Origin of the sequence: Roseovarius sp. MMSF_3281, from assembly GCF_030733685.1 — a bacterium.
GTDB lineage: Bacteria > Pseudomonadota > Alphaproteobacteria > Rhodobacterales > Rhodobacteraceae > Roseovarius.
In genome coordinates this window covers 1-25,294 of the sequence record NZ_JASHIM010000022.1, presented here as the reverse complement: position 1 = coordinate 25,294, position 25,294 = coordinate 1, and the positions used below count along the sequence as shown (strand labels likewise).

General features: G+C 63.0%; 28 protein-coding genes, 2 tRNA genes and 1 pseudogene. 19 read left to right on the top strand and 12 right to left on the bottom strand.

The genetic code is table 11. The features are described 5' to 3' along the window. Positions 1-3 precede the first annotated feature (3 nt). The 3 genes from RBB32_RS17530 to RBB32_RS17520 all read left to right on the top strand — a co-directional run bounded on the left by RBB32_RS17530 (position 4) and on the right by RBB32_RS17520 (position 3,176). Positions 4-1,071, top strand: coding sequence for a methyltetrahydrofolate cobalamin methyltransferase (locus RBB32_RS17530; RefSeq protein ID WP_306154585.1), 1,068 nt, complete (start codon positions 4-6; stop codon positions 1,069-1,071). Positions 1,072-1,395: 324 nt separating this feature from the next. After that, positions 1,396-2,196, top strand: a complete 801-nt coding sequence (locus tag RBB32_RS17525) for a phosphodiesterase (protein WP_306154583.1) — start codon at positions 1,396-1,398, stop codon at positions 2,194-2,196. A 383-nt stretch (positions 2,197-2,579) separates the two neighbouring features. Then, positions 2,580-3,176, top strand: coding sequence for an outer membrane protein (locus tag RBB32_RS17520; RefSeq protein ID WP_306154582.1), 597 nt, complete (start codon positions 2,580-2,582; stop codon positions 3,174-3,176). A gap of 42 nt (positions 3,177-3,218) precedes the next feature. Here the strand turns inward: RBB32_RS17520 and hisG are convergent, their stop codons facing one another. Genes hisG through hisS form a run of 3 tightly spaced genes read right to left on the bottom strand, consistent with a single transcriptional unit; the run spans position 3,219 to position 6,483 of the window. Next, a complete protein-coding gene (hisG, locus tag RBB32_RS17515) occupies positions 3,219-3,914 on the bottom strand; it encodes an ATP phosphoribosyltransferase (protein ID WP_306154581.1) in 696 nt (231 codons plus the stop codon). Then, positions 3,911-4,996, bottom strand: a complete 1,086-nt coding sequence (locus RBB32_RS17510; RefSeq protein ID WP_306154580.1) for an ATP phosphoribosyltransferase regulatory subunit — start codon at positions 4,994-4,996, stop codon at positions 3,911-3,913. Before RBB32_RS17510 ends, hisG begins: the two co-directional genes overlap by 4 nt. Continuing rightward, a complete protein-coding gene (gene hisS, locus RBB32_RS17505) occupies positions 4,993-6,483 on the bottom strand; it encodes a histidine--tRNA ligase (RefSeq protein ID WP_306154579.1) in 1,491 nt (496 codons plus the stop codon). Before hisS ends, RBB32_RS17510 begins: the two co-directional genes overlap by 4 nt. A 146-nt stretch (positions 6,484-6,629) precedes the next feature. On the opposite strand from hisS, the gene RBB32_RS17500 reads away from it, so the two are divergent. Continuing rightward, positions 6,630-6,824 carry a SlyX family protein gene (locus RBB32_RS17500; protein ID WP_306154578.1) on the top strand — a complete coding sequence of 65 codons (195 nt, stop codon included), beginning with the start codon at positions 6,630-6,632 and terminating at the stop codon, positions 6,822-6,824. A gap of 4 nt (positions 6,825-6,828) precedes the next feature. On the opposite strand, the gene RBB32_RS17495 is transcribed toward RBB32_RS17500, so the two are convergent. Continuing rightward, positions 6,829-7,686 (bottom strand): hypothetical protein, encoded by an 858-nt coding sequence (locus RBB32_RS17495; protein ID WP_306154577.1) that lies wholly within the window; start codon positions 7,684-7,686, stop codon positions 6,829-6,831. A gap of 206 nt (positions 7,687-7,892) precedes the next feature. Between RBB32_RS17495 and RBB32_RS17490 the strand changes: the two genes are divergently transcribed. The 3 genes from RBB32_RS17490 (at position 7,893) to hisH (ending at position 9,350) form a co-directional block, all read left to right on the top strand. Further along, a tRNA-Gly gene (locus RBB32_RS17490) sits at positions 7,893-7,967 on the top strand. Between the two features lie 150 nt (positions 7,968-8,117). Then, positions 8,118-8,705, top strand: a complete 588-nt coding sequence (gene hisB / locus RBB32_RS17485; RefSeq protein ID WP_306154576.1) for an imidazoleglycerol-phosphate dehydratase HisB — start codon at positions 8,118-8,120, stop codon at positions 8,703-8,705. A 6-nt stretch (positions 8,706-8,711) separates the two neighbouring features. Beyond that, on the top strand, positions 8,712-9,350 hold the full coding sequence (hisH, locus tag RBB32_RS17480; RefSeq protein WP_306154574.1) for an imidazole glycerol phosphate synthase subunit HisH: 639 nt from the start codon (positions 8,712-8,714) through the stop codon (positions 9,348-9,350). Positions 9,351-9,622: 272 nt separating this feature from the next. On the opposite strand, the gene RBB32_RS17475 is transcribed toward hisH, so the two are convergent. Beyond that, the gene (locus tag RBB32_RS17475; protein WP_306154572.1) at positions 9,623-10,009 is read right to left on the bottom strand and encodes a DUF2147 domain-containing protein; all 387 of its coding nucleotides are present in this window, start codon (positions 10,007-10,009) and stop codon (positions 9,623-9,625) included. A 139-nt stretch (positions 10,010-10,148) separates the two neighbouring features. On the opposite strand from RBB32_RS17475, the gene hisA reads away from it, so the two are divergent. Continuing rightward, positions 10,149-10,871 carry a 1-(5-phosphoribosyl)-5-[(5-phosphoribosylamino)methylideneamino]imidazole-4-carboxamide isomerase gene (gene hisA / locus RBB32_RS17470; RefSeq protein ID WP_306154570.1) on the top strand — a complete coding sequence of 241 codons (723 nt, stop codon included), beginning with the start codon at positions 10,149-10,151 and terminating at the stop codon, positions 10,869-10,871. 7 nt (positions 10,872-10,878) lie between these two features. On the opposite strand, the gene RBB32_RS17465 is transcribed toward hisA, so the two are convergent. Further along, positions 10,879-11,334 carry a DUF302 domain-containing protein gene (locus tag RBB32_RS17465; protein ID WP_306154568.1) on the bottom strand — a complete coding sequence of 152 codons (456 nt, stop codon included), beginning with the start codon at positions 11,332-11,334 and terminating at the stop codon, positions 10,879-10,881. A gap of 100 nt (positions 11,335-11,434) precedes the next feature. Between RBB32_RS17465 and RBB32_RS17460 the strand changes: the two genes are divergently transcribed. Genes RBB32_RS17460 through RBB32_RS17445 form a run of 4 tightly spaced genes read left to right on the top strand, consistent with a single transcriptional unit; the run spans position 11,435 to position 13,722 of the window. Further along, positions 11,435-12,304, top strand: coding sequence for a DMT family transporter (locus RBB32_RS17460; RefSeq protein WP_306154566.1), 870 nt, complete (start codon positions 11,435-11,437; stop codon positions 12,302-12,304). A gap of 58 nt (positions 12,305-12,362) precedes the next feature. Next, the gene (hisF, locus tag RBB32_RS17455; protein ID WP_306154564.1) at positions 12,363-13,127 is read left to right on the top strand and encodes an imidazole glycerol phosphate synthase subunit HisF; all 765 of its coding nucleotides are present in this window, start codon (positions 12,363-12,365) and stop codon (positions 13,125-13,127) included. Further along, entirely contained in the window at positions 13,124-13,435 is a 312-nt protein-coding gene (locus RBB32_RS17450) for a phosphoribosyl-ATP diphosphatase (protein ID WP_306154562.1), read from the top strand. Before hisF ends, RBB32_RS17450 begins: the two co-directional genes overlap by 4 nt. Further along, positions 13,432-13,722: a Dabb family protein gene (locus RBB32_RS17445; RefSeq protein ID WP_306154561.1), complete on the top strand. Its 291-nt coding sequence runs from the start codon at positions 13,432-13,434 to the stop codon at positions 13,720-13,722. Before RBB32_RS17450 ends, RBB32_RS17445 begins: the two co-directional genes overlap by 4 nt. A gap of 75 nt (positions 13,723-13,797) precedes the next feature. Here the strand turns inward: RBB32_RS17445 and RBB32_RS17440 are convergent, their stop codons facing one another. Both RBB32_RS17440 and RBB32_RS17435 read right to left on the bottom strand, forming a co-directional pair. Further along, positions 13,798-14,271, bottom strand: a complete 474-nt coding sequence (locus RBB32_RS17440; protein WP_306154560.1) for a CoA-binding protein — start codon at positions 14,269-14,271, stop codon at positions 13,798-13,800. Positions 14,272-14,471: 200 nt separating this feature from the next. Continuing rightward, positions 14,472-14,810 (bottom strand): hypothetical protein, encoded by a 339-nt coding sequence (locus tag RBB32_RS17435; protein ID WP_306154558.1) that lies wholly within the window; start codon positions 14,808-14,810, stop codon positions 14,472-14,474. A gap of 129 nt (positions 14,811-14,939) precedes the next feature. On the opposite strand from RBB32_RS17435, the gene RBB32_RS17430 reads away from it, so the two are divergent. Further along, positions 14,940-15,812, top strand: coding sequence for a hypothetical protein (locus tag RBB32_RS17430; RefSeq protein WP_306154556.1), 873 nt, complete (start codon positions 14,940-14,942; stop codon positions 15,810-15,812). On the opposite strand, the gene rlmB is transcribed toward RBB32_RS17430, so the two are convergent. Further along, a complete protein-coding gene (gene rlmB / locus RBB32_RS17425) occupies positions 15,809-16,591 on the bottom strand; it encodes a 23S rRNA (guanosine(2251)-2'-O)-methyltransferase RlmB (protein ID WP_306154554.1) in 783 nt (260 codons plus the stop codon). The genes RBB32_RS17430 and rlmB overlap by 4 nt on opposite strands. A 130-nt stretch (positions 16,592-16,721) precedes the next feature. Here rlmB and RBB32_RS17420 point away from each other — a divergent pair. Then, positions 16,722-16,805 (top strand) — tRNA-Tyr (locus tag RBB32_RS17420). 21 nt (positions 16,806-16,826) lie between these two features. Here the strand turns inward: RBB32_RS17420 and RBB32_RS17415 are convergent. Together RBB32_RS17415 and RBB32_RS17410 are read right to left on the bottom strand one after the other, a co-directional pair. Then, complete coding sequence (locus RBB32_RS17415; RefSeq protein ID WP_306154620.1) at positions 16,827-17,555, bottom strand: DUF3307 domain-containing protein; 729 nt, start codon at positions 17,553-17,555, stop codon at positions 16,827-16,829. A 31-nt stretch (positions 17,556-17,586) separates the two neighbouring features. Further along, positions 17,587-18,192: a MarR family transcriptional regulator gene (locus RBB32_RS17410; protein WP_306154552.1), complete on the bottom strand. Its 606-nt coding sequence runs from the start codon at positions 18,190-18,192 to the stop codon at positions 17,587-17,589. A 150-nt stretch (positions 18,193-18,342) separates the two neighbouring features. Between RBB32_RS17410 and RBB32_RS17405 the strand changes: the two genes are divergently transcribed. The 4 genes from RBB32_RS17405 to RBB32_RS17390 all read left to right on the top strand — a co-directional run bounded on the left by RBB32_RS17405 (position 18,343) and on the right by RBB32_RS17390 (position 21,757). Next, positions 18,343-19,356: a hypothetical protein gene (locus RBB32_RS17405; RefSeq protein WP_306154619.1), complete on the top strand. Its 1,014-nt coding sequence runs from the start codon at positions 18,343-18,345 to the stop codon at positions 19,354-19,356. Between the two features lies 1 nt (position 19,357). Continuing rightward, positions 19,358-19,756, top strand: a complete 399-nt coding sequence (locus RBB32_RS17400; protein ID WP_306154550.1) for a hypothetical protein — start codon at positions 19,358-19,360, stop codon at positions 19,754-19,756. A 24-nt stretch (positions 19,757-19,780) separates the two neighbouring features. Beyond that, a complete protein-coding gene (locus tag RBB32_RS17395; RefSeq protein WP_306154548.1) occupies positions 19,781-20,320 on the top strand; it encodes an AAA family ATPase in 540 nt (179 codons plus the stop codon). 156 nt (positions 20,321-20,476) lie between these two features. After that, positions 20,477-21,757 carry an O-acetylhomoserine aminocarboxypropyltransferase/cysteine synthase family protein gene (locus RBB32_RS17390; RefSeq protein WP_306154546.1) on the top strand — a complete coding sequence of 427 codons (1,281 nt, stop codon included), beginning with the start codon at positions 20,477-20,479 and terminating at the stop codon, positions 21,755-21,757. 285 nt (positions 21,758-22,042) lie between these two features. Here RBB32_RS17390 and RBB32_RS17385 read toward each other — a convergent pair whose 3' ends face one another. Next, positions 22,043-23,488 carry a tetratricopeptide repeat protein gene (locus tag RBB32_RS17385; RefSeq protein WP_306154544.1) on the bottom strand — a complete coding sequence of 482 codons (1,446 nt, stop codon included), beginning with the start codon at positions 23,486-23,488 and terminating at the stop codon, positions 22,043-22,045. Positions 23,489-23,850: 362 nt separating this feature from the next. Here RBB32_RS17385 and RBB32_RS17380 point away from each other — a divergent pair. Then, a pseudogene (locus RBB32_RS17380) lies at positions 23,851-25,294 on the top strand (hypothetical protein); the annotation flags it as partial.

Sequence of the window (25,294 nt, the reverse complement as noted above, 5' to 3'; positions counted from 1 at the left end):
ACCATGACCCGTACCATCATCGAAAGCAAAACCAAGACCGCCGTGATGGGCTTCGATGAGCCGTTCTGCGTCATTGGCGAACGGATCAACCCCACCGGCCGCAAGAAACTGGCCGCCGAACTGGAAGCGGGCGATTTCTCGACCGTGGAAAAAGACGCCATCGCACAAGTCGCCGCCGGGGCCACCGTACTCGATATCAACGCGGGCGTGGTCTATAACTCCAACCCCAACCCGAACGAGACCGAACCGCCCCTGATGCGCAAGGTCGTCGAACTGGTTCAGGGTCTGGTCGACGTGCCGCTCTGCATCGACAGCTCCGTGCCCGGCGCATTGGAAGCCGGCCTTGAAGCCGCCGAAGGCCGCCCCCTTCTGAACTCGGTCACCGGCGAGGAAGAGCGCCTAGAACTGGTTCTGCCGCTGGTCAAGAAATACAATGTGCCGGTCGTGGCCATCTCGAACGACGACACCGGCATTTCCGAAGACCCCGAAGTGCGTTTCGCCGTCGCCAAGAAGATCGTCGAGCGCGCCGCCGATTTCGGCATCCCCGCGCATGACATCGTGGTCGACCCGCTGGTCATGCCCATCGGCGCCATGGGCACCGCCGGGCAGCAGGTCTTTACCCTTGTGCGTCGCCTGCGCGAAGAACTGGGCGTGAACACCACCTGCGGTGCCTCGAACATCTCGTTCGGCCTGCCTAACCGCCACGGCATCAACAACGCGTTTTTGCCCATGGCGATGGGCGCTGGCATGACCTCGGCCATCATGAACCCGGTGGCCCTGCCGGTGAAACAGTCCGAAATCGACGCGAAAAAAGCCGAAGTGGCCGCCGCGGGCCTCGTCCTCCCCGAGGACATGGACGACGAAACCTTCTGCCAGCTTTTCGGCCTTGGCTCCACCAAGCCGCGCCCGGGCAAGGAGATGGAGGCCATCCGCGCCGCCAACTTCCTGACCAACAACGACCCGCACGGCGGCGAATGGATCAGGTTCAACAAGGCCCCGCCGAAACCCGGTGAGGAAGAGGCCGGTGGCCGTGGTGGCCGCAGCGGAGGCCGCCGCCGCCGCCGCGCCTGATCCGCGACATGCAAGATCAAGGAAAGGCCCCGCTTCTGGCGGGGCCTTTTTTCGTGATCAAGTCACGCCATTGGTCCAACCAACCGGGCCCCGCCCCAAACACCTATCGGCAGCATGGCGAAAGACGGGTTTGAACCGGCATTTGGCATTGCCTGGAAGCGCCGCGCGCAAACATACGAATCTCACGTACTGTCCGTCGTCATATAATTTACCACACAACGAATGCCTCGTGCTTACCAGTGCCAAGGGGCCGGTCTGGACATTCCCCTTCCAAACCGGTGCAAATCTCCTAGGCTGCGCTTATCAACGACGCAGGCGAATCCCATGATAAAGATCCTCGTGTTCACCGATCTTCCCCTGCTGCCCCAAGGTGAAAAGATGATTGGCCTCGACCCCGCCGCACGCCTGTCGCAGGGGTTGGCCCATGCCACGCAACGCCACCCCGATGCGGCCCATATCATCCTTGCCGGTGACCTTACGCACAACGGCACGCCCGAGGAATACGCCCGCCTGCACAGCATCCTCGACAACTGTTCCATTCCAACCGCGCTGATGGTCGGCAACCACGATCGACGCGCCCCCATGTTGCAAGCCTTCCCCGAGACCCCGACAACCCCGCAGGGTCATGTGCAACAGGTCATTGACCTTGAAAGCCATCGTCTGATCCTGCTTGATACCCTCAACGAGAAGGCCGCCGATACCCACTCCGGACTACTCTGCCAAGACCGTCTGGCATGGCTTGACGCACAGCTTTCCGAGGCGGCGCAAACCCCCTGCATCCTGTTTACCCACCACCCGGTTTTTGCCACCGGGTTCAAGGGGATGGACTGGATCGGCCTGAAATCCATTCCCGAGCTTTCCGCCCTTTTGGCGCGTCATGACAACGTGGTGCAGGTGATCTCGGGCCATATTCACCGCACTATTCAAGGGGCCATCAATGGCATCCCTGCGGCGGTTTTCAAAAGCCCCTGCCACCAGATGCCCATGGCCCTTGGCTTTCAGGACCCACGCCTTTCCGTGGCCGAGCCCGGGGCCTATGGTATCGTTTTGCTCGGCGACGACGGCGTCGTCGTCCATACCGAGGATTTCACCCTCCCCGACCTCGATACTGCCCTTTACAATTGAACAGGCGGATGGGCCGTAACCGCCGCCGCCATGGCAAGGCGTGTCATGGCCATAGCGGCAGGTGCGTCGCGGTTTTAACCACCCCGACCCCAAGGCAAGGCCGACACCGAAAATCACAATCCTCCCAAAGATTTACGTAGCGCCTTCGCCGTTCACGAAATCGCGCGCACCACCCCTTTGAGCTTCACATTTGCGTGCATGGCGAATTTTGGCTGATCAAAATAGCCGCGCTGGCAAGACATCGCCGGTCTTCAGCCCCAAGCTTGTTTTACCTCCCCATCATCCTCAATTGCCTAGCGTACCCCGCATGACAGGGGTCAATGACCTGCGCGCGCGTCGCGTACTAATGAATAGAACGACTGGACAATGAACAGGAGATCCAGATGAAAAAAACACTCGCACTCCCCCTCCTCGCCGCAGCAAGCTTGGCGTCGGCCCCCGCATTCGCCGGTTCCATGGATACCGCGCCGAGTGAGCCCGTCATCCAGCCCGCAGCCCCCGCACCTGTGGCCCCCGCGTCCCCCAACTGGACCGGCTTTTACGCAGGTGGCCAATTGGGCTATGCGAACATTGACAGCAACGCTGCCGGTGTTGATGGCGACGGTGCCATTGGCGGCCTGACGGCAGGATATGACTATGACCTTGGCAACTGGGTTCTTGGTGCCGGGCTGGATTATGACTGGACCGATATCAACCTTGGCGGCGCGGCCACGCTCGAAAACGTCTGGCGCGCCAAGCTGCGCGGCGGCTACAAGATCGGCAATGGCCTGCTTTACGGGACCGGTGGCTATGCCGGGGCCGATACCGACACACTCGGCAGCGAAGATGGCTACTTCGTCGGCGCAGGTTACGAACACGCCGTAACGGAAAGCTTCAATGTCGGTGGCGAAGTTCTCTACCACGAATTCGAGAACTTCGGCGCCACCACGACCGATGTCGAGGCAACCACCGTACAAGTACGCGGTACTTTCCGCTTCTAAGCGGTGCCCACGGGCCCTCGCGCCGTCGCGCGGGGGCCTTGGTCAATCAACGGCCAGTTTTTCCAGCAGGGCCTTGAGGCTCACCCGGTCCGCATCGTCCAAAGCGGCCTCGCGCGATTTGAACAGCGTGGCCTGGCTGCGCAAGATCATCCCATCTTCCAATATTTTCAAATGGTTGGCCCTTAGGGTATCGCCGGTTGAGGTGATATCGGCAATCGCCTCGGCAGTCTCGTTCTTTACGGTCCCTTCGGTGGCCCCTTGGCTATCGACAAGCTGGTAATCCGCCACGCCATTATCACGCAGGAAATCACGCACCAGACGGTGGTATTTCGTCGCCACCCGCAGGCGGAACCCGTGGGTTTGCCTGAACGCGGCGGCCACGGCATCCAGATCATCAAGCGTGTTCACATCCACCCATGCCCCCGGCACCGCCAGAACCAGATCGGCATGACCAAAGCCAAGTTCGGCCAGTTCGCGCACGCGGGTATCCCACTGGCCCAGCTTTTCGCGCACCAGGTCGGTGCCCGTCACGCCCAGATGAATACGCCCGGCCGCCAGTTCCCGGGGGATTTCCCCCGCCGACAGCAGGATCAATTCCACGTTCTCAGCCCCTTCGACAAAGCCCGCGTATTCGCGGTCCGACCCCGCGCGGCCAAGGGTCACCCCCCGCGCGCCGAACCAGTCAAAGGTTTTCTCCATCAGCCGCCCTTTCGAGGGCACACCCAGCTTGAGGCTCATGTCAGCCCCCCCAATTCCACCACCAGCCCGGGCCGGATTACCCCGCCCACGGCCGGAATTTCGCGCCCCTGCCCCAATTGCCGGGTCAGGGCGTCATAGCGCCCGCCGGTGGCCACGGGGGGCAGGTCGGGCCGCGCCTCGGCATAAAAGCCAAAGACGAAACCATCGTAATATTCCATATGCGTGCGACCGTAACTTGCCTCGAAATCCAACGCGTCCACGTTCAGCCCGCTGGCTTGCATGGCCTCCAGCCGCCGTTCCAGCCGTTCAACCGCCCTGCGGATCGCGGGCATGTCCACAGCGATATCGCGCAGGTGTTCCAGCGCATTGGGGCAGGTTTCGCGCACCGCAAGGATCGCATCCAGCAGCGCCACCTCGTTTGCCGAGATCGGCGCAGCCTCGGCATCTTCACGCAGCGCCTCGATACGCGCCGCGATCTCGGCGCTGCTGCGCAACCCGATCATCGGGCCCGCCTCGGCCATCGGATCATCACAGGCCAAAAGCGCGCTTCGGCTTTCGGGCACCGGCGCGCGGCCCGAGAACCTGTCGATCAAGGTGCGGAACCGGCGGGGCCGCCAGATATGACGGCGCAGGGCGGCCTTGCGGCGCTCGGTGGTTTGCAAGCCTTCAACGGCGGCCATCAGGATACCGATATCCCCCGTCGCGGCCCGCAGACCCAAGGGCGCCAAGGTCTTGAACATCAATGCGAAAACCCGGGCATCCGCCGCCTCTGGCGCGTCGCGCTCGAACACCTCGAAGCCCACCTGCATATATTCATTGGCGCGGTCGGGGTCGTCTTCCTGCCGCCGAAACACCTCGCCGGAATAGGTATAGCAGGCGGGCTCTGCCCCGTGCTCCATATGCATCTGCACCACCGGCACGGTGAAATCCGGGCGCAGCATCTGTTCCCCGCGCAGCGCGTCCGAGGTCACATAGGCCCTCGCGCGGATATCCTCGCCGTAAAGGTCCAAAAGCGCCTCGGCGGGTTGCAGGATGGCGGTTTCCACGGGCTCTGCGCCCTCCCCCTCGAACGCGGCCCTCAAGCGCGCCGCCTCGGCGCGGATCGCGGCACGATCTGTCATTGGTCCTGCCCGTCGATGATCTCGCGGACCTTGGTCACCAGATCTGCGCGCGGCACCTCGAATTGATTGGGCCGCTCCTGCCATTCTTCCAGCGTCGCGTTTTCGGCAATTTGCGCCCCAAGGATCAGGTCCTTGATCTGCACCATCCCGTTGTCAAACTCATCGCTGCCCGCGATCACCGCCACCGGGCTGCCGCGCTTGTCGGCATATTTCATCTGGTTGCCAAAGTTCTTGGGGTTGCCAAGGTAAACCTCGGCGCGGATACCCGCGCGGCGCAGCTCGCCCACCATGTCCTGATAGTCGGCCATGCGGTCGCGATCCATCACGGTCACCACCACGGGGCCTTGCATCGTGCTGGTAATCCGCCCCTTCTCGCGTAGTGCGACCAACAGGCGATCCACCCCGATCGACACGCCGGTCGCCGGCACGGCCTGCCCGGTGAAGCGCTTCACAAGGTCATCGTAACGCCCACCACCCGCGACGCTGCCGAACTGCCGCTTGCGGCCCTTTTCATCGAAAATCTCGAAGGTCAGTTCGGCCTCGAAGACCGGCCCGGTGTAATAGCCAAGCCCGCGCACAACACTGGGGTCAACCACCACCCGGTCAGCGTCATAGCCCTGGGCCGTCATCAATTCGGCAATGGTTTCAAGTTCTTGAACGCCTTCTTGGCCGGTCTGAGACTCGCCCACGGCGGCACGCAGGTTGGCAAGGGTCTCCGCCGTCACCTCGCTTTTGGAGGTCAGGAATGCCAGAACCGGCCCAGCCTGTTCCTCGCTCAACCCGACACCGTCGATAAAGGCGCCCGAGGCATCCTTGCGCCCCGTGGTCAGAAGCTGGCGAACCCCCTCCTCGCCCACCTTGTCGAACTTGTCGATGGTGCGCAGCACAGCATCGCGCGCCTCGCCTTCCTCAAGGCCCATGACCTCCAGCACACCGTTCAAAACCTTCCGGTTATTCACCCGCACGATGTAATCCCCGCGCGGAATGCCCACCTCTTCCAGGGTATCGGCCAGCATCGCGCAGATCTCGGCATCGGCTGCCACCGAAGGCGCGCCCACGGTATCGGCATCGCATTGATAAAACTGGCGGTACCGCCCCGGCCCCGGCTTTTCATTTCGCCAGACCGGCCCCATGGCATAGCGCCGGTAAGGCGTGGGCAAATCGTTGCGGTGCTGGGCATAGACCCGCGCCAAGGGTGCGGTCAGGTCATAGCGCAACGCCAGCCAATCACCGGGCTTGTCGCCCTCGGCATCCTCCTGCCATGCAAAAACCCCTTCGTTGGGCCGATCCACATCAGGCAGGAACTTGCCAAGCGCCTCGACGGTCTCAACCGCGCTGCTTTCAAGCGCGTCAAACCCATAGCGATGATAGACCTCGGCAATCCGGCGCAGCATCTCGGCGCGCTCGGTCACCTCGGCACCGAAATAATCGCGGAACCCTTTTGGCGTTTCGGCCTTGGGGCGGGGCTGTTTCTTGGGTTTGGCCATGTTGCTTGTCCCATGCATTGGCGTTCGCCGCGGGGTCTAGCGGATGGGACCACCGGGGGCAAGCTATGGCATGTCTTCGCCGGTTATCCCTACATCAGACATGGTGCCAGTTGACCCCTTCGAGACAACTTCGTACTCGTCACTACATGAGCGCGCTTGAAGAAACCCTTGCCCACCTTAGCCGCACGGTCGATGAACTGTCCGAGGTCATCGCTCGTCAGGAAGGCGAAATCGCCATGCTGACGCGCCGGGTGCAACTGCTGTTGGAGCGCGAAGCCGAACGCGAAAACGATACGGGCGGGCAGGTTTTACTTGGCAACGAACGCCCGCCACACTGGTAACGCCTCAGCCGCCCTTCTTGTCCTTGGCCACCATTTCGCCCGAATGCAAAAGCAGGTTCTTCCACTGGGAATTGCCGCCGAAGCGCTCGTAAATACTCAGGAACACCGTATCATCGGCCAAGCGCCCGACCCTCTGGCCACAGGGTTTCTTGCGCGGCACGCGGCATACCCGCGCCTTGACGTCCTCATAGGCCTTGTCGGTGGCACTATAGGGTTGCACCTTGGCGGGAAGGCCATAGCGCAGGCGCTCATGCATCTCGACCGATCCGAACATCGCCAAAGAGGCAGTGAATTGCCGCGCGCATCGGTCATCGAAACCGGTCACGTAAAACGTATGCGGCCCGGTGTTGCCCGGATCACTGTCATACACCTTGTGAAGGGGGCGCGTCTCGGGATATTGCGCAACCACCTTGCCCATCTGCCCGCTGCGCAATCCACAGATGCGCTTGACCTCGCCATATGGCAAGACCGTCCCGTATTCGATTTCGCTGGCCACCTGCCCGCGACCAGAGGCACCGCCACCGCCGCTCAACAGACTGGCCAAGAAACCCCGGCGCTTTGCCGGTGCCCGGTTGTCCGGGTCTTCACCCTCGGGGGGCGCAGTATCCGCCGGTAAGGACGCCTCGACCGGCGCGTCACCAGTTGCCGGGGCGTCCGCGGTGGCCGCCTTGTCCTGCGCCGACTCTCCAGCCTGACCACCGCCCAAAAGACGCGCAAAAAGGCCGACACGGTCGCTCTCGGGCGTCTCGACGGCGGGCACGGCCCCCAGCGTCGGGGCATCCTCGGCCACATCCTGATCCGCCAGGCGGGCGACATTCTGCATCGGATCGCCACAGCCCGCCAAGACCATCATCAACGGCACGCAAAAGTAAAATCTCGCTTTCAAAGGCCTCAACCTCACAGCTTTTCGTAACGTCTTAACGCAGCCGCCCCCCTCGCGTCCACATAAAGGCATTGGACAGGCCGATTTCGCCGGACTTTGCCGGTTTTGAATTTTTTTGCCCAAAGTGGCAATTTTGGGCTTGCAGCCCCGCGCCAGAATTTATATCTCCCGCCCTACCCAAGGATGCGGGTGTAGCTCAGGGGTAGAGCGTTACCTTGCCAAGGTAAATGTCGTGAGTTCGAATCTCATCACCCGCTCCAATTTCTCTTCCCCAACCGATTGATATCGTAAGGCCCCAGGGCCTTGGATGATGCGCCTCGGGCACGCCGGATTTTCCTGTTTCGCCAACCCCTTGGCCTACCCGTCCGCCGCGCCTATAAGGGCGCCAAGACATCACCGAAGGGGCCGCCATGCGCAACGCCACGATCACCCGCAAAACCGCCGAGACCGAGATCACCGTCGAGATCAACCTCGACGGCACCGGCGCATACGACAATGAAACCGGCGTCGGGTTCTTCGATCACATGCTGGATCAACTGGCGCGGCACTCGCTGATCGACATGAAGGTACGCTGCAAGGGCGACCTGCACATCGACGACCACCACACGGTCGAGGACGTGGGCATCGCGCTTGGGCAGGCCCTGACGCAGGCGCTTGGCAACAAGACCGGCATCCGCCGCTATGGATCGTGCCTGCTGCCGATGGACGATGCGCTTGTGCGCGCGGCGCTTGATTTGTCGGGGCGGCCCTTCCTGATCTGGAACATGGAGCTGCCTACCCCCAAGATCGGCACATTCGATACCGAACTGGTGCGCGAGTTTTTCCAAGCTTTGGCCACCCACGGCGGAATCACCCTGCACGTCGATGCCCTGCACGGCTTCAACAGCCACCACATGGCCGAAGCCGGGTTCAAATCCGTCGCCCGCGCCCTGCGCGAGGCGGTGGAAACCGACCCGCGCAAATCCGATGCGGTGCCCTCGACCAAGGGGGCGCTGTAAGGGGGTATGAGCACCGTCATCGTCGATTACGAATCCGGTAACCTGCATTCGGCCGAAAAGGCCTTTCAACGCATGGCCGCCGAGGTGGCGGCAGGCCCGGTTACCGTCACCTCCGATCCCGAGGTCGTGCGCCGCGCCAGCCGCGTCGTCCTGCCTGGCGACGGCGCCTTCCCCGCCTGTCAGAAAGAACTGTACGACCACCGCGGGCTTTTCGAGGCCATCGAAGAGGTGGTGATCAAACAGGGCCAGCCCTTCCTTGGCATCTGCATCGGCATGCAGATGCTCGCCACCCGGGGCATGGAATACTCCGAGACCCCCGGCTTTGACTGGATCGGTGGCACGGTGGAACGGATCGCCCCCTCGGATGCCAACCTCAAGGTGCCGCATATGGGCTGGAACGACCTTCTGATCGACCATGCCCACCCGGTGTTCGAAGGGCTATCCTCGGGCGATCACGCCTATTTCGTGCATTCCTACCACTTCCGCGTCGATGATCCGGCGCATCTCCTGGCGCATGTCGATTACGCCGGTCCGATCACCGCCGTGGTGGGCCGCGACAATATCGTCGGCACCCAGTTCCACCCGGAAAAAAGCCAATCCACCGGCCTGCGCCTGATTGCGAATTTCCTGAACTGGACCCCCTGACCCAAAGCGTTCCGCCTTTTACCCCAGGCAGCAGCGACAGGCAGAGTGCGCGCAACGCTTGAACGGTGCACGGTAATTTCGCGCAACGCTTGAATCGTGCGCCTGCGGCGCGCTTTATATCTCGGGTCTCGCCTTCGGCGGTCCCCTCGGGATGCCTCCGGCGGGGATACTTGGGAAAAGAAGAAAGGATAAGCCGCGTTTCTTCTTTTGGGAAATATCCTGGGGGAGTCGCCCGCAGGGCGGCGGGGGCAAAGCCCCCAAAGACCTGTTGATTACTTCACCCGGCTCCAGTTTTGCTTGGCGCAGATCAGACCGCCCGCCACGCAGCCGCGCAGCTTCAGGCGATTGCCCTGCACGTCCATCTTGCCGATATAGATCTTGTTGTTGGAGGGGCGCCAGACCCGGCCTTCGTAGTGACCATTGCCCTGTGGTTCCATGTTGCGCACCAGCATCTTGCCGATGTTTTCCGATTTATACTCGGCCCCGTCCCTGAAGGTTCGCGCGATGGTACCGCAGACATTGCTGCCGCATTGGGCGATTTCGACATGCGCATAGGCGCCGTCGTCCACTTCGGTTTTCCAGGTCCCCAGCGCCGGTTCGGCCAGCGCCACACCCGACCCCATCACCACCGCCACAGCGGCCAATGCAAAGCGTTTCATTTTGAACTCCTCCCTTGAGTGCCTGCACAAACGCTGCCCCGCGAGGTGGTTTGAAATCAAGTGTAACGTCGGGTCGCGTTGCATTCGGCCCGCGCTCGTGCCAAAGGGCCGTCAGCCTAGGCAGCCAAGGAAAACGCCCATGATCCTCTATCCCGCCATCGACCTCAAAGACGGTCAGGCCGTGCGCCTGTTCAAAGGCGAAATGGAAAAGGCCACCGTGTTCAACGACGACCCCGCCGCCCAGGCGATGGAGTTCGTCGATGCGGGCTGCGAATGGCTGCACCTTGTCGATCTCAACGGGGCTTTTGCCGGGGAACCGGTCAACGCCGCGCCGGTCGAGGCGATCCTCGAGCGCACGAAAGTCCCTGCGCAACTGGGCGGTGGCATCCGTGACATGGCCACCATCGAGCGTTGGCTGTCCAAGGGTCTGGCGCGTGTGATCCTTGGCACCGTGGCGGTGGAAAACCCCGCGCTGGTGCGCGAGGCCGCCCGCGCCTTCCCCGGCCAGGTGGCCGTGGGTATAGACGCCCGCCAGGGCCGCGTTGCCACCAAGGGCTGGGCCGAGGAAACCGATGTTCTGGCCACTGATCTGGCCCGCTCTTTCGAGGATGCCGGCGTGGCGGCCATCATCTACACCGACATCAACCGCGACGGGGCCATGCAGGGCCCCAATATCGCGGAAACCGCGGCCCTTGCCAACGCGGTCTCGATCCCGGTCATTGCCTCGGGCGGGGTCAGTTCCATCGCCGATCTCAAGGCGCTGAAATCCTGCGGCGCGCCTTTGAATGGCGCGATATCAGGCCGCGCGCTCTATGACGGGGCGATTGATCTGAAAGAGGCGCTTTCGGTGATGAAGGCCTGACGGCGCGTTATTTTCCCGCCGCTTTCTCGGTCAGCTTGATCAAGGCCATGCGCATCTTGGCGACATATGCCGCGTCGTCGTCGACACCCCGCAGATCGTCCAGCGTTTCCTCGGGGTCTTCATAGGCCAGCCACACCCGGCCATCCGCCGCCTCGTAGACCAGCACCTTCAACGGCAGATAGAGCCCGGCAAGCGGGTTGCCCTGCATCGCCGGTGTTCCCAGCTTTGGATTGCCAAAGATCAAAAGCTGCGCTGGGGCCAGTTCCATACCGGCACTCTGGGCCCCTTCCGCGTGATCGACCCGGGCGAACACCGTGGCCCCTGCCCCTTCGACCGCCGCTTGCAGCGCGTCCATGGTGCTGGCCACATCGCTTTTGGCCGCCACCCGCATGATATCGTCTTCAGAGGCCTGCGCGCCCTGCGCCATGACGGCCAGTGCCAGCCCTGCCAATAGCTGTTTCATTGCGATTCATCCTTTGTGCCAGATCCATTGCCTGCATCCTCTGGATACTCCGGCGCTTTGGCCATAAACAAATCCGTGAACCGCGAAAGTCAGCCTCTCCATGCCCAAAGCGCCCCCTCTTGCCATCACCCACGTCTGGATGACCCTTTTCATGGTCGTCCCGGCCATGTTCTGCATCGTGGCCGGTGACACGGCGGGCAAGGCCCTGACACAGGCAGGCGCGCACCCCTTTTTCGTGGCATGGGCACGGTTCGCCATGGCCGCCCTTGTGCTTTTGCCGCTAAGCGGGCTCAGCCGGGACGAGCTGCCCAAATTGCTCGGCTGGCGCATTCTTCTGCGCGGCGCGCTTGTGGTGGGCGGCATTGCCTCGATCCTCACGGCGCTTAGCACCGAACCGATTGCCGATGTCTTCGGGGCCTTCTTCGTCGGGCCGATCATCTCGTATATTCTGGCCGCGCTTTTGCTCAAGGAACATGTCACCCCGGCGCGCAGCCTGCTTTTGGTGCTTGGCTTTGCCGGGGTCCTGCTGGTGGTGAAGCCGGGGTTCGGCGCCGGGCTTGGCATGGGGTTTGCCGTACTTGCCGGGGTCTTTTACGGCAGCTTTCTCACCGCCACCCGCTGGCTTGCCGGCCACTTCCGCCCAAGGTTCCTGTTGATCTCGCAACTTCTGGTCGGATCGGTCCTGTTGGCGCCTTTGGCCCTTGCCGTGGGCGCGCCTGCCATGACACCGCAGATCTGGCTCCTTCTGATCGGCAGCGCCGCGGGCTCGGCCATGGGGAATTTCCTGCTGGCCATGGCGACCCGCTCCGCGCCCGCCTCGGTGATCGCCCCCTTGGTCTATACCCAGCTCATCGCGGCAACGCTGCTTGGCTACCTGGCGTTCGGGGACTGGCCCGATGCCCTGTCGCTCACCGGGCTTGCCGTGATCCTGACCTCGGGGCTGCTCTCGCTGCGCCTTGCGCGCCGCTAGGTGCATTTCACCCGCAAAAGACCTTCACAATGGCGCGCTTACGCGCTACCTGAGCGTCATGTTGAAAACCCGCATCATCCCCTGTCTCGACGTCGCCGATGGCCGCGTTGTCAAAGGCGTGAATTTCGTCAACCTGCGCGATGCGGGCGATCCGGTGGATGCCGCCAAGGCCTATGACGCCGCGGGCGCCGATGAACTTTGTTTTCTCGACATCCACGCCACCCATGAAAACCGTGGCGTGATGCTGGATGTGGTCACCCGCACGGCCGAGCAATGCTATATCCCGCTCACCGTGGGCGGCGGCGTGCGCACGGCCGAGGATGTGCGCAAACTGCTGCTGGCGGGGGCCGACAAGGTGTCGTTCAATTCCGCCGCCGTGGCCAACCCCGATGTCGTGCGCGAGGCCGCCGATCAATTCGGCAGCCAGTGCATCGTCGTGGCCATCGACGCCAAAACAGTCTCCCCCGGCAAATGGGAGATTTTCACCCACGGCGGTCGCAAACCCACGGGCATCGAAGCCGTGGAGTTTGCCAAGCTGGTCGAATCCAAGGGCGCGGGGGAAATCCTGCTGACCTCGATGGACCGCGACGGCACGCGCGAAGGCTTCAACCTGCCGCTGACCCGCGCCATTTCCGACGCGGTCGATATTCCCGTGATCGCCTCGGGCGGCGTCGGCACGCTCGATCACCTTGTCGACGGGGTGACCAGGGGCGGCGCCTCTGCCGTGCTGGCCGCCTCGATCTTTCACTTTGGCGAATTCACGATTCAACAGGCCAAGGATCACATGGCCGCCAACGGCATTGCCATGAGGACAGGCGCATGACCCTGCATGACCTGGAACAGATCATCGCCAGCCGCGCCAAATCCGCGCCTGACGAAAGCTGGACCGCCAAATTGCTGGCGAAAGGCCCCGAAAAAGTGGCCGAGAAGTTCGGCGAAGAGGCGATCGAGGCGGTGATCGAAGCGGTCAAGGGCGACGCCCGGGGCCTCACCTCCGAGGCCGCCGATGTGCTCTTTCACCTTCTCGTCATGCTTCACAGCCACGGCGTCAGCCTTGATGACGTCCTCGCCGAACTCGCCCACCGCCAATCCCAATCTGGCCTTCAGGAAAAAGCATCTCGCCCGAAATGATCCGCCATATCGTGTTTTTCACCGCCCGCGACCAAGCCGACCTCGACCGCATCCGCGAAGGTCTGGAAACCCTTGGGCAAATCCCCCACGCCCGCCACTTCGAAGTGGGCCGCAACCTGCATGCCGACCGCCTGACCGGCGCCGAGGTGGATTTCGTCGTCTATGCCGAATTCGACAACGAAGACGATCTTGCCGCCTACAAGGCTGACCCGATCTATTCCCGCGCCATCGAAATGGTCAAACCCCTGCGCGACATGCGCATCGCCGCCGACATCGAAAGCGGCTAAGCTCTTCATCTTTCCCAAAATACTCCGGGGTAGGTTGAAAATCCATTTCAACCTAAGGGCAGCGCCCCTAAACCCTTACAGTTTCGAGGAAATCACCCCGGTGTTGAAGCCCCCCATGCGCAGCTCACCAAACAGGCGCTGGTATTCGATCTTGGGGCAACGGTCCATCACCACGTCGACACCCCGGGCGCGGGCCATTTCGGCCGCCGCTTCATTGACCACGCCGATCTGCATCCAGACGGTCTGCAAATCCGCAAAACACTCAAGCGCCTCTTCGACGATGGGCGGCACATGTTCGGGGCGGCGGAAAATATCCACCATGTCCACGTGCCCCTCGATATCGCTCAGCGAGGCAACAACCTCGGCCCCGAAGGCGGTCTTGCCCGCATGGCCCGGATTGACCGGCACCACGTCGAACCCCTTCAGCTTGAGATACCGCGCCACGTAGAAACTCGGGCGCACCTCGTTCATCGACACCCCCACCACGGCGATACGCTTGGTGCGGGTCAGAATTTTGCGCAGATGCGCGTCGGAATACTCTTGGCTCATGGGCGCACTCTAAACAGGGTTCGAGAAAGAAAAAAGCGCCCAAGGGGGACCCTTGGGCGCCAGTCGCGGAACGAGGGACAGTGAAGTGAAACGCCGGTGTTCCATTCCGACGTTTCTGATTAATAGATAGGGACGCGATTCAAAATAAAAAGGCCCGGTAAAAGGCTTGTGAACATCGGGGCAAGATCGGCAATTTTCCGCTAATCGAAGATATCTTCGATCCCGTCCCACAACTCGTCCATAACACGGTATGCTAATGATTTCCGTGGCTTACGGCGCTTTTTTCGCTTTCGCTCGTCACCAAGCGCATGGGCGCGTTCGGCGGCCCAATCCACCTTGACCCGCCGCCGTGCACCGGGCCGTTTGGGCGCTGTCGCGGCCGGGGCGCGCTTGCGCGGGCTTTGCGTGGACTTGGGCAGGGCCTTCATCTCGTGCAGGGGCGCGCCACAGGCCGAACAGGCCAATTCGTGCCGCCCCTGATCCAGAACCAGGGTCGCGCGCGTCCCGCAATAACAGCATGTGGCAATCTTTGGTCCCATTCGATCCCGCGTTTTGCTTTGCGTCTCTACATATTGGCAAGCCCGGGTTTTCCAAGCCCCACAGCGGCCAAGTTTTCGCAATTCCCGTAATACGTGTTATTCTGTTCGTGAAGTCCAAGGAAGACTGGTATGCCCCAACCGCCCCGAAGCCCCCTGCCCGATGATCTGCCGTTCGCCCTCAGCCTCAGGCGCGTCAATCGCGGGGTCGGGTACGTGGCGCTGTTCCTGCCGGTGATCCTGATCGCGCTGACGATCTTCACCAATACCTGCTTCAACCAATCCATCAGCCACTATTACTACAGCCGCATCGGCGGCGATATTTTCGTCGGCGCGCTCACCTTCATCGGGCTGCTTCTGGCGTTTTTCTACAGCTTCCGCACCAAGGCGGTCGATGGCTACCTGCGGCACTATTGGTACGATATCTGGCTGATCAAGCTGGCCGGGGTCTCGGCCTTCCTGATTGCCTATTCCCCCACCACCGGGTCGGGCTGCGAATACACCGGGGCCGAAGCCGCCCGGACCTTTATCACCTCGGCCAGCGGCCTGGCCCCGCCCGCCTCGGGGGTGACCGGGGCGCTGTCCTATGACATGTGGGCCACCTTCCCGGCCTTCGGCACGCCCGACAACGTGCCGATGCTGCTGCAATCGCTGCATTTCGGGGGTGCTGCGGTGATGTTCACGATCCTTGGCTATTTTTCCTATTTCGTCTTCACCCGGATCAATTCCTTCGCCTCGGTGGTCGAGGGCAGCCGCAAGGGCTTTCGCAACCTCTGGTATCGCGCGCTTGGGGTTTTGATCTTTGGCTGCGTGGCGATCATGGGCGGGGCGGCCATCCTGACCAAGCTGATCCTGTCGCCCGAGGCGGCACAGGCCTTTTTGCAGGCCTGGAACCACTGGCGCCTGACCTTCCTCCTCGAATCCGTGGCCCTGATGAGCTTTGGCTTAAGCTGGATGATAAAAGGCCGCTTTATCAAGACCTTCGAGGATGGGGCCGAACATTAGGGCCTTGCAGCATAAAGCGCCACGGCGGCGGCATTGGACACGTTAAGCGACCCGAAGGCACCGGCAAATTCAATCCGCACCAAGGCATCGCAGGTCTCGCGCGTCTTCTGCCGCAACCCCGGCCCCTCGGCCCCCAGAACCAGCGCCACGGGCCGGTCACGCCGTCCGTCTAACGCCTCTTCGAGAGTCTGCTCGGCCTCGCCTGCCAGCCCAAGCACAAGATAGCCCATGCCCTGCAATTCCTTGATCGCATCGGCAAGGTTGCGCACCTGCACATAGGGCTGCCGCTCAAGCGCGCCACTGGCGGTCTTGGCCAAGGCCCCGGTTTCGGGCGCGGAATGGTGACGCGGGGCCACCACGGCGCAGGCGCCGAACACCTCGGCCGAGCGCAGGATCGCGCCCACGTTATGCGGGTCGGTCACCCGGTCCAGCATGACAACGCGCGGCACCCCCGCCGCCCCGCCAAGCGCCAGTTCGGCCAAAGGCCCCCAATCCAGCGGTTTCACCTCCAAGGCTGCGCCTTGGTGGACCGACTGCGGGTCAAGCGGGGCGGGAAACTTGCGCGGATCGGCCATTTCGGGGTCAATCCCGCCCTGCGCAATCGCCTCTGAAAGCTTGTCGGCGGCGTTCTTCGTCACGATCAGGCGCAGTTTCTCACGCGCCGGGTTCATCAGCGCATCGCGCACCGCATGCAGCCCGAAAAGCCACACGGTTTGCTCACCTGCGGCTTTCTTCGCCTGTTCTTTTTCGATCACCCACTTGGGTTTTTTCGCCTTCATCTGACACCTCTTGCACCGCGCCGGGACAATGCGCGCAGGCGCATCCCGCTGCAAGGCATTTTCGTCTTGACGCCCCCCGGCACGATCCCTAAATACGCCCCCACGCCAAGGGCAATCTCCTTGGGAAAGTGGGCGACAGGCCGCAAGGTGTGGCAGGGGACTGTAACTCCCTCGCGGAGACGCACGCTAGGTTCGATTCCTAGGTCGCCCACCACTTTCCCCCCGGAAAATCAAGTCAAGACGCGGCCACCAGCCGAAACAGCGCCATGCTCGCCGTGCTTATCCCCAGGGCCCAGCCAAAAGATGTCAGCGTGCCGATGATCACGTATTCGCTGGCCTTCTGTTCCTTGGTGGCCTCGAACCGCAACAACGACTTGGCCGCGATCAGAAACCCGATTCCCGCAGGTTCCCCCATCGCGATCAGCAGGAAAATCACCGCCCGTTCCAGTCGCCCGATCATTTGCCCCGCATTTTCAAGGCCCTGCGCCTTGAACGCCTTGGCATAGGGTGCTGTGATCAACCCCACGGCATAGCCCCCGGCAATCACCGTCAGGATCAAACCGGATAGGATCACCGCAGGCCCCACCAGCAGGTCAAGCCACGGCGCCCACAGGCCGTTTGCGACCGCCCCGGGCCAGATCACAACCGCCGCCGCAAGGCTGGCCAAATGCGCCAGTTGATCCAGCGCGAAGGCGGTGAATGTCCCACGCCAGCCCTCGGGCAACACATAGGTCTTGATCCCGTCGATCAGCATATGCGCCCCGGCCACTGCCGCCGCCACATGCAGCGCCCCGCCCAGCGCGGCAAGGCTCAGGCCAAAGACGATCCCGATATGCAGGGTGAAAACACCGGCATGGCGCTTGTTGGCGACCATGCCCTTGGTCTGACAGGTAAAATCCGCCAGCACATGCGCCAGCAAAAGCGCGGCAAACCCGGCCATCATGTCAAAGGTCACTGCAATCATTTCCACTTGCCTTCCTGAAAAGAAAGCATATTCACTTGCCTTCCTCAATCGCGGTCAGCGCTGCCTCGATCGCCGGATACCCCGCCGCCCAAAGCGCCTGATCCACCGCTTGGCGGCTGATGCCCAACCGCTCGGCGGCCTCGGCGCGCGTCCCGGCCCCGGGGGGCAATTGCTCGGCCATGGCGCGGGCCTGCGCGGGCGTCCAGCCCTGCGCGATATGATCGGCCAAACGCGCCGCCGCCGCCAAAGCACCACCGCCCGCATCGTCCAGATACCGCCCCGAAGGCAGTTTTTCCAACAACCGCCCCGATGCGGTAAACCCCGTCCCATGGGCCGCGTTCGGGTCATTCCCCGGCATCTGCCCCGGCCCCACGGCCATGGCAATCCGCGTGGCGCGGGTTTTCTCCAACCGCCGCAGGCAGGCCGCGGTATAAAGTGCCGCCCTCAGGCCCAGCGCGGGCGCGTCAAAGGCCAATTGCCAGGCGTCACCGCCCCGCCGGGCAACCCCCCATTGGGTCACCCCCGGCCAGTCCCCGACGCCCCGCGCCGCCAAGGCCACCGCCTCAAGCGTTGCCTCAAGCGCCTCGACCTCCAAATCCGAGGATCCAACGATATCGCCAGTCAAAACCACAAACATGCCCGCAAGCATAATCGCTTTCTTACTCAAAAAGCAAGCTTAAATACTTGCGGTGCCATTCCTGCCTGCAATTGCTCAAACTCTCCCCTTCTGCCGATGCGGCATCCCCCCTATACTGCCCGCAAATATAACGAGGGTCAGAGGGTGAGCATGGCCAAGAAGGCGACACAGGCAAAGCCGCAGCAGCCATTCAACATCATCATCGTCGGTCAAGGCGGACGGTTGCAATACGAGGCGGTGATCTTTGCCGCCTCCCTGCGCGAGACAAGCCCCGGTTTCCAAGGTCGCCTGATCGTGGCCGAGCCGCAAAACGGCCCGCTCTGGAACAAGGATCCAAGCATGCGCGGCGGCCAAACCCGCGCCCTTCTCGAAGACCTCGGCGCCGAGATCATCCCCTTCGAAACCCGGCACTTCGGCTCCAGCTACCCCAACGGCAACAAGATCGAAGCCCTCCTTGCCATGCCCGAAGGCGAACCTTTCGTGTTCTTCGACACCGACACGCTTGTCACCGGCGATATCACCAGCGTGCCGTTCGATTTCGCACGCCCCCAAGCCTCGATGAAACGCGAGAATACCTGGCCCGAAATCCAGCTTTACGGCCCCGGCTACACCGCCACGTGGAAATCGCTTTATGACAAGTTCGGGCTGGATTTCGAAAGCTCGCTCGACACCTCTTACCCGGATGAATTCTGGCGGCGCTACCTCTATTTCAACGCCGGGTTCTTCTATTACCAATGCCCCCGCGCCTTTGGGCAACGCTTCCTGGACTACGCCCTCGCCATCCGCGATGATGCCCCGGCCGAACTGGTCTGCCAATCGCTTGACCCATGGCTCGATCAAGTGGCCCTGCCCTTGGTGATCCACAGTTTCGGCGGTGGCTACGGTTGCCTGCCCGATGGCTATCTCGACGGCGATGTCACCTGCCACTACCGCTTCCTGCCGCTGCTCTACGCGCGTGAATCCGACCACGCGGTCGAGGTTCTGGAGCGCGTCACCGCCCCCAACCCGGTCAAGAAAGTGCTCAAGAACCACGACGCGATGAAATTCATGATCTACCACGGGCGCGGCCGAAAAGTGCGTGACCTCTTCGATCGCGATGACCTGCCCCGCAAGGAACAGGCCATTCGCAACCGCATCCGGCGCAACGGGTACTGGATGAGATGAAATGACAGGCTCCCCCCTCACGCGCATCGCGCATGTCTACTCGACCAGCGAGGCCGCGCTGACCATCGCCGCGCTCGAAGGGGCCGGGTTCGACGTTTTCGTCCCCGGCTACCATACCCACAATACCGTGCCACACATCTCGGTCGCCCTCGGTGGCATGCCCGTCCTGATCGAAAACCACCGCGCCAGCGAGGCCCGCGAGTTCCTTGCCGCCCTCGACAAACCCGCCGCCAAGGCCGAGGCCGAGGAACAGGACGAGGATGCGGCCGATGACGATACCACACGCCCCGCGTCGCGCTCATGGCTTTACAAACTGGTCATGCTCGTCGTCTATTTCCTCACCGGAACGGCCCCGCCTCTCAACGCGCGTTTCACCGACCCGCCCGAGGACGAGTCGTAACCCCACCCCACACAGGATGGCCCGATGCCCGACCACCTTTTCGTTGTCACGGGCGGCCCCGGAGCGGGAAAAACCAGCCTGCTCCGGGCGCTTGCCCGCCACGGCCTGCCACATATGCCCGAGGCCGGCCGCGCGATCATACGCCAACAGATGCAAACCGACGGCACCGCCCTGCCATGGGATGACCGCGCCGCCTTTGCCCGCCACATGTTCCGCCACGACCTGCACAGCTACCGCGATGCCTCGGCGATGACAGGCCCGGTGCTGATGGATCGCGGCCTGCCCGATGTGCTGGGCTACCTTGCCCTCTGCGGCCTGCCCCTGCCCGCCGACATGACACGCGCCGCCCGAACCCATCGCTACAACAGCCACGTGTTCCTTGCCCCCCACTGGCCGGAAATCTACCGGCGGGATGCCGAGCGCAAGCAAGACAGCGCCGAGGCGCGCGCCACCTCCCGGATCATGGCCGAAACATATACCCGGCTGGGCTATACCCCCATCCCTCTGCCCCGTGCCGATATCGAAACCCGCGCCGCCTTCGTGCTGCGCCATATCGGGGCCTGAAAACGCCCGTCCCACGGGCCGGCGCGCCCGCGAACCCCCTGCCATGTGGCCGCTGCGGCCCAAGAACATCCTCCCTTGCCACACGATCACAGTTGTCGCGCCTTCGGCAATGTCCTACACATTTACTCGACATATTTCGCAGGGAGAGACGATCCAATGGCACACGGTTTCGACACATTGCAGATCCACGCGGGCGCCCGCCCCGATCCGGCCACCGGCGCGCGGCAGGTGCCGATCTACCAGACCACCGCCTATGTTTTCCGCGACGCCGAGCACGCGGCGGCGCTCTTTAACCTGCAAGAGGTGGGCTATATCTATTCGCGCCTCACCAACCCCACCGTCGCCTCGCTGCAAGAGCGTGTGGCGACGCTTGAGGGCGGCGCCGGGGCGGTCTGCTGTTCCTCGGGGCACGCGGCGCAGATCATGGCGCTGTTCCCGCTGATGGGCCCGGGCCTCAACGTGGTGGTGTCCACCCGGCTTTACGGCGGTTCCATCACGCAGTTCAGCCAGACGATCAAGCGCTTCGGCTGGTCGGCCAAGTTCGTGGATTTCGACGATCTCGACGCCGTCGAGGCCGCGATTGACGACGATACCCGCGCGGTTTTCTGCGAATCCATCGCCAACCCCGGTGGCTATATCACCGATCTCGATGCGATCTCCGCCATTGCCGAAAAGGCGGGCCTGCCGCTGATCGTCGATAACACCTCGGCCACGCCCTACCTGTGCCGCCCCATCGAACACGGCGCGACGCTGGTGGTCCATTCGATGACCAAGTTCCTCACCGGCAATGGCACCGTCACCGGCGGCTGCGTGGTGGATTCAGGCACTTTCGACTGGTCGGCCTCGGGCAAGTTCCCCTCGCTCAGCGAACCCGAACCCGCCTACCACGGCCTCAAGTTCCACGAGACCTTCGGCCCGCTGGCCTTTACCTTCCACGGCATCGCCGTGGGCCTGCGCGACCTGGGCATGACCCTCAACCCGCAAGCGGCGCATTACACGCTGATGGGCATCGAAACCCTGTCCTTGCGGATGCAGAAACACGTCGAGAACGCCGAGAAAGTCGCCGGCTGGCTGGAAAAACACGAGGCCGTCGAAGGCGTGACCTATGCAGGCCTCGAATCCTCGCCCTACCACGACCGGGTCGACCGCATCTGCCCCAAGGGTGCGGGGGGCCTCTTCACCGTGGCGCTCAAGGGCGGCTATGACGCCTGCGTGAAACTGGTGGATAGCCTTGAGTTGTTCAGCCATGTGGCCAACCTGGGCGACACCCGGTCGCTCATTATCCACTCGGCCTCCACCACCCACAGACAGCTCAGCGAAGAACAACAGGTCGCCGCCGGGGCCGCGCCCAACGTGGTGCGCATCTCCATCGGGATCGAGGACGCCGACGACATCATCGCCGATCTGGAACAGGCCTTGGCCAAAGCCACGGCCTGAACAGGTCAACAGTTTTGAATGACGAACGGGCCCCGCGCATTTCGGGGCCCGTTTTTCTTTGTTCACAAGGACGCAGCACGATTTTGGGCGGGCTGTAGCGCGTCGGTGTAACGTCGGGATCACCTCGGTGCCGAGGCTGCGCGGGGCGCGGATGAACAGGGCGCACGGTGGGAAAGCGTACAAAATGTACGTGGGTTTTGTACACTTTGCCCCGCCGCGCCCCGGACCTGATCCGGGGCCTCATGGTCGCCCGAGAGGCCCCGGGTCAAGCCCGGGACGGGTGTATCAGGGGAGCTTGGCGATTTGCTTTTCCACTACCCCGATATGCGGATGATCGGGCGGCAGCGTGGCGCGTAAAATCCCCAAGGCCTTCTCAAACAAGGGCCGTGCCTCTTCGGGCTTACCTTGCGTGACCAAGACCCCGGCACAGTTGTGAAGGTCGATCGCGTAGTCCGGATGTCTCTCCCCAATCGCCATTCGGTCAATCTCAAGTACCTCGCGGAACAGCTCCGCAGCTTCCTCACAGCGCCCCTGCGCATTCAGCATCAAGGCAAGGTTGTTAAGGTGCCTGGCATAATCCGGGTGCACCTTACCAATCGTCGCGCGGTCTATCTCAAGCGCCTCGCGGTACAGCCCCTCTGCCTCAGCGTACCGCTCCTGTGCTTTCACCACCATGGCAAGGTTGTTAAGGTGCCACGCATAGTCCGGATGCACCTCCCCGATCGTCGCCCGGTCAATCTCAAGCGCCTCGCGGAATAGCTTCTCAGCCTCCTCATACCGCCCCTGCGCTTGCACCACACCGGCAAGGTTATTATGGCGCATGGCATAGTCCCGATGCTTCGCTCCAATCGTCGTGCGGTCAATCTCAAGCGCTTCGCGAAGAAGCGTCTCAGACCGTTCGAACTGTCCTTGCGCCTGCACGACCTGTGCAAAATTGTTGAGCTGGGTGGCATACTCGGCGCTTTTATCGCCATGATCGAGTTTGGCCCACTCCACCAGCTTTTCGTGAAGCAGGATCGCCTCCGCCCCCTTGGCCAACCGCCATGTCATGCGGGCGTAGGCCGACAGGTGAACAAAGGTCTCATGTAGATCATTCGCGCGTTTGTAGTGCGTGTAGGCATCGCCCCACCGCACTTCCGCCTCGGCCACTTCGCCCCGGCCAAAGGCGGCGCGGGCGGTTTCTTGGACGGCGAGTTCGTTTTGCGCCTCGATCTCGGCGAAAATATCGTCGGCGAGGGAATAGTCGCCCATATCCAACGCCGCCTTGGCCTCGGCGATCCGGTCCGCGCCGATCTGGTTGGCCTCCCGGTCCAAAAGCGCCTCAAGGTCGTTGATGCGTTTTTGCGCCTTTGCCAGCGACTCTTCGGGATTGGCGATTTGGGTTTGGAGTTCGGCAATTTGCCGCTGCAGCAGGTCTTTTTCTTCTGCATGCGCCGTCGATAATTTGGCCTCCAACTGCTCTTCCCGTTTTTGCAGGATAGTCAGGTGTTGATCCATCGACAAAACGTCGCCTTGCGGCAAAGCGGCGGGTTGCGATTGATCCGGCACCTGTTTGGGCGCGTTTCGGCGCAAAACAAGACGTGTGATCATGTACCAAGCCGCACCGAACACAGCACCAGCGATGGTAAGGATAACGGTCAGAGCAGCGGCAATTGATGTGACGCGGTTCTGGTGGTCTTCATCACCGAACCAGTCCCAGATCACCACACCAAATTCGTACAACCACTCCATCACCAATCCACTCGATTGCCCATGCCCCACCATACCCGCCTTTGGCCATTTGGGAAGGGGTGCCCCGGCGCGGAATCAAGGCCGAAGGCCGCCGCGCCGCAGCCCGTCGTTGGCGCGGCTCAACGGGCCGTGGCGCGCGTCGGCTTTGGGGTGGCAGCGCTACGCGCCTCGATCCCGCGCCGTGCTCATGGGGTTGGTTGGTGCGCAGGACTGCGCAGCCGACGGGGGCGGCGCCCTGGCATCGGCTGTGTGCGATTATTCCTACCCGGTTCCCCCTTTGCCTCGGCGGCATGCTGCTGTAAAATCTGTCACATGCGGGATCAGACTCCCGCTTGATCCTGACCGGTGTTAAAGCGGTGACCATGAAACCAAATTTCGCCCTCACCCTCTCGTTCGACGGTATCGGCTTGCTGCACCGGGCGCATCCCGGCTGGCATCTTGTTGGCGATGTGGCGCTCGATAGCGACGACCTGACAGCGGCACTCGGAGACCTGCGCGACAAGGCCCGCGCGCTCGATCCCTCCGGGCTGACCACCAAGCTGGTGGTCCCGAACGACCAGATCAAATACCTGTCCTTCGAAGAGGGCAGCGGCACCGGGTCGGCGCTTGAGGACGAGGTGCGCCGACAGATCGACGGCACCACGCCCTATGCCCTTGATGAACTGGTCTATGACTGGTCGGTGGGCGCCGGGCAGGTGCATGTTGCCGCCGTGGCCCGCGAAACCCTTGCAGAGGCCGAGGCCTTCGCCACCGAGCATCAGTTCAACCCGCTTTCCTTCGTTGCCATTCCCGAGAACGGCACCTTCGTGGGCGAGCCTTTCTTTGGCGAGACCCGGGCGGCGGCCTCGCTGCTTGAGGGGGGCAGCCTGACCCGCGATGCGGCACCGGTGCGCATTCTGGGCGCGGCCAGCCTGCCAACCCCCGAAGCCCCCGCCCCGCAAGAGGAACAGCTCGCAACGCCCGAGGCAGACCCCGCCGCAACGCCCGAGGCCGATGCCGAGACCGCAGGCACGGCGGCAGACACGGACGACGAAACGCTGACATCCGAACCCACCCCACAGGATGACGCGCACCCCGACTCCGATGTCCCCCCCGAGACAGAAGAGGCACCCGACCCAGAGGCCGAGGCCACGCCCGAGGCAGACCCCGCCACGGAAGACACTCCACCAGCGGCGACAGAGGACGCCCACCAGCCCGAACCGCAGGAGCAGACCAAGGCCACCCCCGAGGCGCCGGCCCCCGTCGCCTTCACCTCGATCCGTGCCAGCCGTGAGGTCACAAGCGCCCCAGCGGCCCCCAAGCTGTCCGGCGCGGCACGCGGCCCCGATGCGGCAAAGCCCCCCGTCATTCCCGTGACAGGGGCGCCCGACACGGCCCTGTCCGAAAAAACCGCAACCGATCTCGCGGCCTCGCTCACCCCCGATCCCGAGGCGCGGTTGCAAGACGGCCCCGCCGATATGCCCCCCGAGGCCAAGGATACCTCCGCGCGCAAGGGCCTGCTGACAGCCTTCCGCACCCGTCGCGACAAAACGCAGACCGCCTCACCGGCCAAACCCACCGCCGCCGCGACACCCGCCGACGCCCATGCCGCCGAAGCCCGCCGCATGACGGTTTTCGGCGCGCGCGAGGAACTCCCGGTGGGCGGCAAGCCGCGCTACCTTGGCCTGGTGCTGACCGCGATCCTCTTGCTGTTTCTCGTCTCTGTCGCGGCCTGGGCCTCGATCTTCATGGAAGACGGTCTGGCGCGGTTCTTCGGCCGTGACGACACCCAGGTCGCCGCAACGCCCGAGGTAGAGGCCCCCGCCC

Excerpts from the sequence above, each read along its gene's own strand:
- RBB32_RS17530 (WP_306154585.1), top strand. The coding sequence starts at position 4 with ATGACCCGTACCATCATCGAAAGCAAAACCAAGACCGCCGTGATGGGC.
- RBB32_RS17525 (WP_306154583.1), top strand. The coding sequence starts at position 1,396 with ATGATAAAGATCCTCGTGTTCACCGATCTTCCCCTGCTGCCCCAAGGT.
- RBB32_RS17520 (WP_306154582.1), top strand. The coding sequence starts at position 2,580 with ATGAAAAAAACACTCGCACTCCCCCTCCTCGCCGCAGCAAGCTTGGCG.
- hisG (WP_306154581.1), bottom strand. The coding sequence starts at position 3,914 with ATGAGCCTCAAGCTGGGTGTGCCCTCGAAAGGGCGGCTGATGGAGAAA.
- RBB32_RS17510 (WP_306154580.1), bottom strand. The coding sequence starts at position 4,996 with ATGACAGATCGTGCCGCGATCCGCGCCGAGGCGGCGCGCTTGAGGGCC.
- hisS (WP_306154579.1), bottom strand. The coding sequence starts at position 6,483 with ATGGCCAAACCCAAGAAACAGCCCCGCCCCAAGGCCGAAACGCCAAAA.
- RBB32_RS17500 (WP_306154578.1), top strand. The coding sequence starts at position 6,630 with ATGAGCGCGCTTGAAGAAACCCTTGCCCACCTTAGCCGCACGGTCGAT.
- hisB (WP_306154576.1), top strand. The coding sequence starts at position 8,118 with ATGCGCAACGCCACGATCACCCGCAAAACCGCCGAGACCGAGATCACC.
- hisH (WP_306154574.1), top strand. The coding sequence starts at position 8,712 with ATGAGCACCGTCATCGTCGATTACGAATCCGGTAACCTGCATTCGGCC.
- RBB32_RS17475 (WP_306154572.1), bottom strand. The coding sequence starts at position 10,009 with ATGAAACGCTTTGCATTGGCCGCTGTGGCGGTGGTGATGGGGTCGGGT.
- hisA (WP_306154570.1), top strand. The coding sequence starts at position 10,149 with ATGATCCTCTATCCCGCCATCGACCTCAAAGACGGTCAGGCCGTGCGC.
- RBB32_RS17465 (WP_306154568.1), bottom strand. The coding sequence starts at position 11,334 with ATGAAACAGCTATTGGCAGGGCTGGCACTGGCCGTCATGGCGCAGGGC.
- RBB32_RS17460 (WP_306154566.1), top strand. The coding sequence starts at position 11,435 with ATGCCCAAAGCGCCCCCTCTTGCCATCACCCACGTCTGGATGACCCTT.
- hisF (WP_306154564.1), top strand. The coding sequence starts at position 12,363 with ATGTTGAAAACCCGCATCATCCCCTGTCTCGACGTCGCCGATGGCCGC.
- RBB32_RS17450 (WP_306154562.1), top strand. The coding sequence starts at position 13,124 with ATGACCCTGCATGACCTGGAACAGATCATCGCCAGCCGCGCCAAATCC.
- RBB32_RS17445 (WP_306154561.1), top strand. The coding sequence starts at position 13,432 with ATGATCCGCCATATCGTGTTTTTCACCGCCCGCGACCAAGCCGACCTC.
- RBB32_RS17440 (WP_306154560.1), bottom strand. The coding sequence starts at position 14,271 with ATGAGCCAAGAGTATTCCGACGCGCATCTGCGCAAAATTCTGACCCGC.
- RBB32_RS17435 (WP_306154558.1), bottom strand. The coding sequence starts at position 14,810 with ATGGGACCAAAGATTGCCACATGCTGTTATTGCGGGACGCGCGCGACC.
- RBB32_RS17430 (WP_306154556.1), top strand. The coding sequence starts at position 14,940 with ATGCCCCAACCGCCCCGAAGCCCCCTGCCCGATGATCTGCCGTTCGCC.
- rlmB (WP_306154554.1), bottom strand. The coding sequence starts at position 16,591 with ATGAAGGCGAAAAAACCCAAGTGGGTGATCGAAAAAGAACAGGCGAAG.
- RBB32_RS17415 (WP_306154620.1), bottom strand. The coding sequence starts at position 17,555 with ATGATTGCAGTGACCTTTGACATGATGGCCGGGTTTGCCGCGCTTTTG.
- RBB32_RS17410 (WP_306154552.1), bottom strand. The coding sequence starts at position 18,192 with ATGTTTGTGGTTTTGACTGGCGATATCGTTGGATCCTCGGATTTGGAG.
- RBB32_RS17405 (WP_306154619.1), top strand. The coding sequence starts at position 18,343 with ATGGCCAAGAAGGCGACACAGGCAAAGCCGCAGCAGCCATTCAACATC.
- RBB32_RS17400 (WP_306154550.1), top strand. The coding sequence starts at position 19,358 with ATGACAGGCTCCCCCCTCACGCGCATCGCGCATGTCTACTCGACCAGC.
- RBB32_RS17395 (WP_306154548.1), top strand. The coding sequence starts at position 19,781 with ATGCCCGACCACCTTTTCGTTGTCACGGGCGGCCCCGGAGCGGGAAAA.
- RBB32_RS17390 (WP_306154546.1), top strand. The coding sequence starts at position 20,477 with ATGGCACACGGTTTCGACACATTGCAGATCCACGCGGGCGCCCGCCCC.
- RBB32_RS17385 (WP_306154544.1), bottom strand. The coding sequence starts at position 23,488 with ATGGAGTGGTTGTACGAATTTGGTGTGGTGATCTGGGACTGGTTCGGT.